Annotated in this window: 5 protein-coding genes and 1 tRNA gene; 3 read left to right on the top strand and 3 right to left on the bottom strand. The window is 57.0% G+C overall.

The genetic code is table 11. The features are described 5' to 3' along the window. Window positions 1-110 precede the first annotated feature (110 nt). Complete coding sequence (locus V6D20_08130) at window positions 111-263, top strand: hypothetical protein (GenBank protein ID HEY9815752.1); 153 nt, start codon at window positions 111-113, stop codon at window positions 261-263. Window positions 264-473: 210 nt separating this feature from the next. Here the strand turns inward: V6D20_08130 and V6D20_08125 are convergent. Next, window positions 474-545: transfer RNA gene (locus V6D20_08125), tRNA-Thr, on the bottom strand. Window positions 546-813: 268 nt separating this feature from the next. On the opposite strand from V6D20_08125, the gene V6D20_08120 reads away from it, so the two are divergent. Together V6D20_08120 and V6D20_08115 are read left to right on the top strand one after the other, a co-directional pair. Continuing rightward, the gene (locus V6D20_08120) at window positions 814-1,008 is read left to right on the top strand and encodes a hypothetical protein (GenBank protein ID HEY9815751.1); all 195 of its coding nucleotides are present in this window, start codon (window positions 814-816) and stop codon (window positions 1,006-1,008) included. A gap of 290 nt (window positions 1,009-1,298) precedes the next feature. Beyond that, on the top strand, window positions 1,299-5,891 hold the full coding sequence (locus tag V6D20_08115; protein ID HEY9815750.1) for a tetratricopeptide repeat protein: 4,593 nt from the start codon (window positions 1,299-1,301) through the stop codon (window positions 5,889-5,891). On the opposite strand, the gene V6D20_08110 is transcribed toward V6D20_08115, so the two are convergent. After that, window positions 5,869-6,354: a 2Fe-2S iron-sulfur cluster-binding protein gene (locus V6D20_08110; protein HEY9815749.1), complete on the bottom strand. Its 486-nt coding sequence runs from the start codon at window positions 6,352-6,354 to the stop codon at window positions 5,869-5,871. The two genes, V6D20_08115 and V6D20_08110, sit on opposite strands and share 23 nt — an antisense overlap. Window positions 6,355-6,387: 33 nt before the next feature. Then, window positions 6,388-7,051, bottom strand: a 664-nt coding sequence (locus V6D20_08105; GenBank protein HEY9815748.1) for a hypothetical protein, incomplete at its 5' end; no start/stop codon positions are given.

The following is a 7,051-nucleotide window of genomic DNA, read 5'->3' as shown; positions in this document are numbered from 1 at the left end:
TATTGTTGTCCGCAGGTCAAACTAGATAGAAATCATGCTGCACTGAGGAAGATTCCCTTTTTTCAGCAAGCCCTAATTATTTGCTGGCAGGTATTTCCTGTGTGTGGGTTGTGGATTCTGCTGCTCGAAGCATTACCCTATTCAGTCCAGGTTCTTTGCCGCAGACCTATCGCCTCGACAGGGCGATCGCTACTCCCTTGTTGTCTACCTTAACGATCACGCCCAATCAAGTTTTTCAGCTCGCTGGACTATTGGATAACTAACCTCATGCCTTGGTGTGGATTGAATCGCTGATCGGCGATCGCTTCAATTGTAGTCTTTCCAATCCCTGCACGTTTAATTCAACATCGAGGGGGAGAAATTTGCACCTGAGTCATGGCATCTGCTTCAAATCACGCCATTAGAATGCTCAAGCTCACAAGATCTGCGACTTCTTTAAGAAGTCGCAGATCTCGGACTCTAATAACCAACTAAGCCGGTGATGAGATTTGAACTCACGACCGCTCGATTACGAATCGAGTGCTCTACCACTGAGCTACACCGGCATTTGCGCCTGCACCATTGCAGACTAACGGACTATTATTATAGCAGCCTCCATCGATTCTAAAGAGGCGATCGCCCTCCTTTTTTCCACCTATTTTTCCATCCACCAGGTATAGTCACTAAACCCTTCCAACACCAGCATCCTGTCAGTGATTCACATCACAGCAACAAGGAGGGATGCATCACTCCCTCCCCCAAGCATTCAGCCGACAATAGAGAAGACAAGGACGCCATGCGCCCGCACCGTTCACCTAACCGGGAGCACCAGCCATGCAAACTCCTCATGCCATTCGCCTCTTGGTGGAAAAGGCATTGTACATCAGACAGTTGACCCCAGATATCGAAAACGCCATCAACAGCGAGCTGAGCCGCCTCGGCTACATTTCAGAAGTTGACTATGAGGCGTTGGAACTGCTTATGTCTGAAATGGATGAAGGTCGTATTCGCCTCGTACCTAGCCCCTAGCTTCTAGGTGGTCGGTTCTGTGCCGGGAGAAACTCGGTTCCTAGCCTAGCGAATTTTTCATCGCATTGCAGAGAGGTTGACATTCCGTTACCGTTGACATCAGGGTTGTTGCTGTTAGCACAAGATTTAGACAGGGTGTGTCTCTAGAGAGATACGTTGAGCATCGTGGTTACGGAGAACGACGTCAGGGTCGAGAATCGTCATAGACGTCAGGGTGCTGCATCAGGGCTGTAAGGGGAAGATGCTACCGTGAGAAAGACGGTGAAATCAGGGTTGGAGTGATCTCTCCTATGGGCTCCCTAGCGGATGAATTGGCGATCGCCCAGCAGCAGGTTCGCAACGGAAACCTGGGGGCGGCAGAGCAACGACGGGATGCATGTATCCAGCGCCTTCGAGCACAGCCCCCAGATAGTAATTTGGACGAGCAGGCGACGGTCTGGCTGGGGCTTGGTGTTTTGTCTCAGCAGATGGGCCAGCTATCGGAGGCGATCGAGGCCTACCAGGAAGCGATCGCCCTCCAGCCGCAGCTGGCCCGCGCCTATAACAATTTAGGAACGGCTTTCAAGGCTCAGGGTGAGCTAGAGCAGGCAGAACGAGCCTATCGAGAGGCGCTGGTGCATCAGCCCCATTACCCTGAGGTGTACTTAAATTTGGGTAACCTGGCCCGGCAGCGATCGCATCTGGGGCAGGCAATTGCCCATTATCAACGGGCCTTGGAGCAGCAGCCCCACTATGCAGACGCTTGGCATAACCTAGGTTGGATTGCTCAGCAGCAGGGACAGTCTACCCAGGCGATGATGTGCTATCAACGGGCCCTAGAGGCAGATCCCAGCAATCCTGACCTGTTGAATGCGGTGGGTAATGGCCTGCAGCGCCTAGGAAAATTTGCCCAGGCCATTGGCTACTACCAACGGGCGATCGCGCGCCGACCGGAGGATCCAGCGTTTTATAGCAATCTCGGCGCGGCCCATCAAGAATTGGGCCAGTTCGATCAATCGCTGGTGTATTACCAAAAAGCGATCGCCCTGAATCCCACCTATGCTGATGCCTACTACAATCTGGGCAATCACTACAAAGCCCGGGATACCTTGCTAGAAAGTCGGGCAGCCTTTCAGCGGGCGATCGCCCTCCAGCCGAACTATCCCCAAGCGTTGAATAACCTAGGCTTGGTCTATTACGAATTGGGCAACCTGCGGGATTCGATCCAGACCTATGGACGGGCGATCGCCCTACGTCCCAACTACCCTGATGCCCATCTCAATCGAGGCTTAGCGCTGCTGCAGTCCGGAGATCTACAGGCCGGATTTGCCGACTATGAATGGCGTTGGCAGGTGGTGGGGGTGAATTTTAAGCCGCCTCGAACCTTCACCCAGCCCCAGTGGGATGGTTCGGATCTGGCAGGACAAACCATTGTGCTGCACGCGGAGCAGGGATTTGGCGATACGCTGCAGTTTATTCGCTACGTGCCAGCGGTGGTGGCTCGAGGTGGGCGGGTGGTGGTGGAAGCCCAAGCGGCTCTGAAGACCTTGCTGGCCACCATGCCGGGCATCGATCAGGTGATCGCCCGAGGCGAGGACTTACCTGAGTTTCAGGTACATGCGCCGCTGATGAGTTTGCCCCATATCTTGCAAACCACCCTGGCTACCATTCCCAATACGGTACCCTATCTGCCGATTCCCGATCCGGGGCCGCCACTGCCGGGATGGGATGGGACGGCTCTGCGAGTGGGCTTGGTTTGGTCGGGCAGTACAGGGAATCTCAACGATCGCCTGCGATCCTGCCAGTTATCGCTGCTGCGATCGCTGCTGGATCTGCCGGGCATTCAGGTCTATAGTCTGCAAAAAGAGGTGCGATCGGAGGATGAAGCACTTTTCCAAGAGCTGGTTGCCCAAGGTAGCTTAGGGGATCTGGCACCGCTGATGGAGGATTTTCTGGCCACAGCAGCGCTGATTCAGCAGTTGGATGTGGTAATTACCGTGGATACGGCGGTGGCCCATCTCACGGGAGCCCTGGGTAAACCGGTTTGGATCATGCTCACCCATGCCCCCGACTGGCGCTGGCTGCAGTATCGCGAGGACAGTCCTTGGTATCCTCAGGCACGGCTATTTCGCCAGACTCACCGCCAGGATTGGCAGCCAGTGATCGATCGCCTGCGGCTGTTGCTGGAGGCGATTGAGCGATCGCACCACCAGCGTCCCCTGTCTCAGGATCGTGGTCACCAAGCGCTGAACTGGATGAAGCAAGCCAATGCTCTACGTATGGTCAACGGCGAACAGGCCATCCGTTCCTACCACCAGGCGCTCTCCCTTAATCCCCAAGACTACCGAATTTACAACAATCTAGGCGTTGCCCTCCGCCACCAAGGACAGCTCTCAGAGGCGATCGCTGCCTACCACGCTGCTCTAACGCTCCACCCTGGCTTTGCCGATGCCCACTATAACCTAGGCAATGCTTGGCGGGAGCAAGGGGATCTACCGGCCTCGATCTATCACTACCAGCGCGCCTTGGCCTTACAGCCCTCGGCGGCGGCTTGGAATAATTTGGGCAATAGCTTGAAGGACTGGGGAGCGGTAGATCAAGCGATCGCGGCCTATGAACAGGCGATCGCCCTGGAGCCTGACCATGCCAGCGCCCACCACAATCGCGGCTATGTACGCCTGCTGCAGGGCGATCTGGCGGCGGGGTTTGCGGACTATGAATGGCGCTGGCGGGTGACGAATTTCAAGGCTATGCCGGAGTTTGGCGTACCTCATTGGGATGGCTCTCCCCTAGATGGGAAAACAATTCTGCTGCATACGGAGCAGGGATTTGGTGATGCTATTCAGTTTTGCCGCTATGTGCCCCAAGTGGCGGCTCTGGGAGGGCGGGTGGTGGTGCAATGTCGGGCTCCGTTAATGCGCTTGCTGGCTACGGTTGCGGGGGTGACGCAGGTAGTGGAGCGCGATCGCCCCCTGCCGCCCATAGACGTCCATGCACCGCTGATGAGTTTGCCCTATCTTTTGCAGACAACCTTGGCAACTATTCCTGCCCAAGTGCCCTACCTGCAGGCGCCGCCCAGCCATCTGCGTCTGAAGACCAGCGATCGCCCGGCGGTGGGTCTCGTCTGGGGCGGTAGTCCCACCCATTTGAACGACGGTCAGCGATCGCTGCCGGTGCATCATCTGCGCGATCTGTTGGACTATCCCCTGCAGCTCTATAGCCTGCAAAAGGGCCCCAGGGCTCGTCACGTCACAGACCTAGGCGACACCGTTGTAGATTTGAGCGATCGCCTGCAGGACTTTGCGGATACGGCCGCAGCGATCGCCCAACTAGATGTGTTAATTACCGTCGATACCGCCGTCGCCCATCTGGCCGGAGCGTTGGGGAAACCAGCCTGGGTGCTCCTGCCCTATACCCCCGATTGGCGCTGGATGCTGGCCCGCAGCGATAGTCCTTGGTATCCTAGCCTGCGCCTGTTTCGCCAAACCACCGCCGGCGACTGGGCAGGGGTGATGGGAGAGGTGGTGCGGGCCCTAGAGGTCGATCGAGGCATCACCCGCCAGCAACCACCAGGGCGATCGCCTTCGCCTGCTAGTACTCCATCACCTAGGCGATCGCCCTTACCTGCCGTGACTCTAGCACCTAAGCGATCGCCTCTGCCTAGCCCCCCCGCGACTGCCTCCAAGACTGCCTCCAAGACTGCCCCAGGGATTAGCCCAGCCATTGGCATTGGCTGGCAGCTCAGTCCCGCCACAGGTTGGGGTATTTATGGCATAAATTTGGCCCTCCACCTGCTGCCCACCCATCGACCGGTGCCCTTGGTGCCCCCTGCGCCTACGGCAACCACGCCGTTTAATCCCCTCCATTGGGCATTGCTGCAGCCAGCTTTGGAACAAACCGCCGCGATCGCCCGCACCCTCCAGGCCTCGTCCCAGCCCTACTCGTTTCCTGGTCTGGTGCTGCGAGGCTTGGGAAATCAGTGTAGAACGGCTCCTGAGCTAGAGCGGCTGTCGGGTCACAGTACCGTGGGCGTGATTTTTTTCGAGGATCCCCAATTCACAACCGCGGCGCTGCAGCGGGCTAAAACCTACGACTGGATAATCACGGGCTCAACCTGGAATGAGCAGGTGCTGCGGGACCATGGGATGGAGCGGGTGTCTACGGTGTTTCAGGGCATTGATCCTGGTCTGTTTCATCCTGCCCCCCGAAATCGGCTCCTGGGCGATCGCTTCGTGATTTTCTCCGGCGGCAAGCTGGAGTATCGCAAGGGCCAGGATCTGGTGATTCGCGCCTTCAAGCACTTCCGCGATCGCCACCCCGAGGCCCTGCTGCTCACCGCTTGGCATAACGCTTGGCCCGCCACCATGGCCGGTCTCGATACAGCCGGTCATGTCACCGGCATCCCGCCGCTGGATGCCACGGGTCGCCTCCAGATCCAGGCTTGGCTGGCAGAGCAAGGAATTCCTGCGGACGCCGTGGTAGATGTGGGCGTCATTCCCAACCACCTAGTCGCCCCAATTATTCGAGAAGCCGACGTGGCTCTCTTCCCCAACCGCGCTGAAGGCGGCACTAATTTGGCAGCCATGGAAAGCCTGGCCTGTGGCCTGCCCACCATCCTATCGGCCAACACGGGGCACCTCGATCTACTGGGAGATGCCCACTGCTATGCCTTGCGCCACCAAGGGACTGTACGCCCTACCCCGCTCAATACCTGTGTTGAGGGCTGGGGTGAGTCAGATCTGGAGGAAATCCTGGCCTACCTAGAACAGATCCATGGCGATCGCCCTGCTGCTCAGGAGCGGGGTCAGGCCGCTGCCCAGTTCATGCAGGATTGGACGTGGGAGCGTCAGGTGCAGCGTTTACTGCAGCACCTGCAGCCGTTTATGCATCCTTCGTCTGGGTGAGATATTCGCCAACCTTGAAGCTGGTGGTGGTTTCCAGTTGTTTCATTGTCGAGCGGGTGATCAGCTTGCCCGCTTCCACCAACACTTCCCCAGTAATCGGGTGCAGCATATCTTGGTCTGCCCGCCGCCCAATCAAGGCCTCGATATCTTGTAGCGAGTTGACATACATCCCAGGGGGGAGTTCTACCGTCACGCCATTGTCTAAGACCCGCGCCTGGCAGGCAAGGCGAGAGTTGGGTTTGCAGGAGGTAATGACGCCTAGGGTGCGTTGCTCCCGGCGGCTGATGGGCGATAGTGCTCCCATACCATCTTTCACGTAGATGTGGCAGGTGGCACACATGCCACGCCCGCCACATTCTTTCAACACATCTAGTTCTTTGTTGAGCAAGACCGACAGCAAATTGCCGTTGGTTTCCACAGACGTTTCTTGCCCAATCGGCTCCAGCTTAATGAGCTTAACCATAAATTTTAGTCTCTCAGTCCCAGGTGTAAGGTTTTAGTTGGGTAGTAGGGTATCTTTGAGGCGATCGCCCATCTGGCTCTGCTGGAGCAAGGTAGGGTAATCGCGAATCACGATAGAGCACCGTTTGCTAAACGCAACAATCCACTGCTTAATCCAAGCTTCCTGCTCAGCCATCAGGGAACCCTCCATCGAACCGCCCATGAACGTCCATGTACCGGCTCGATCCACCTCAAACTTGGTGAGCCATTCTGCGGATGGCCGGCTTGATTTCCAATAGTTGGATACAACGGTGGCTCCTAAATACTGTTTGGTAAATTGGCTAATTTCGTTGAGTCCTTGCACCACTTCTTTGAGCGTTAGGGACGGCAGCGGTTCTGGAACCACGGGCGGTGGTTCTGGAGGAGATGGAGTGGGGACAGGCGGCGGTTGGGGCTGGGGGTCTGGGGTAACAAACTCTGCTGGGGCTGGCTTGGGGGGCTCTGTGGGCTGGGGCTGCTTGCCGTTGCGGATATTGTCTCCAGAACGCCCCCCACCTGGCTTTCCCCCTGGAGAGGAGGAACCGTCACGCTTCCAGTAATGTTGCCCCGATAATGTAATATTGCCCGCTAGCAAACGGAAGGTCGCGATCGCATTAGTGATATCGTCTTGAAGTTCTAACTTGAGCTTTTCCACTGCCCGCACATAGGAGGGATAGATC

It is taken from the genome of Candidatus Obscuribacterales bacterium (assembly GCA_036703605.1).
Classification (GTDB): Bacteria; Cyanobacteriota; Cyanobacteriia; order RECH01; family RECH01; genus RECH01.
This window is presented reverse-complemented; position numbering and strand designations above follow the sequence as displayed.

Coding starts and splice junctions, on each gene's coding strand:
- V6D20_08120 (HEY9815751.1), top strand. CDS start 814: ATGCAAACTCCTCATGCCATTCGCCTCTTGGTGGAAAAGGCATTGTAC.
- V6D20_08115 (HEY9815750.1), top strand. CDS start 1,299: ATGGGCTCCCTAGCGGATGAATTGGCGATCGCCCAGCAGCAGGTTCGC.
- V6D20_08110 (HEY9815749.1), bottom strand. CDS start 6,354: ATGGTTAAGCTCATTAAGCTGGAGCCGATTGGGCAAGAAACGTCTGTG.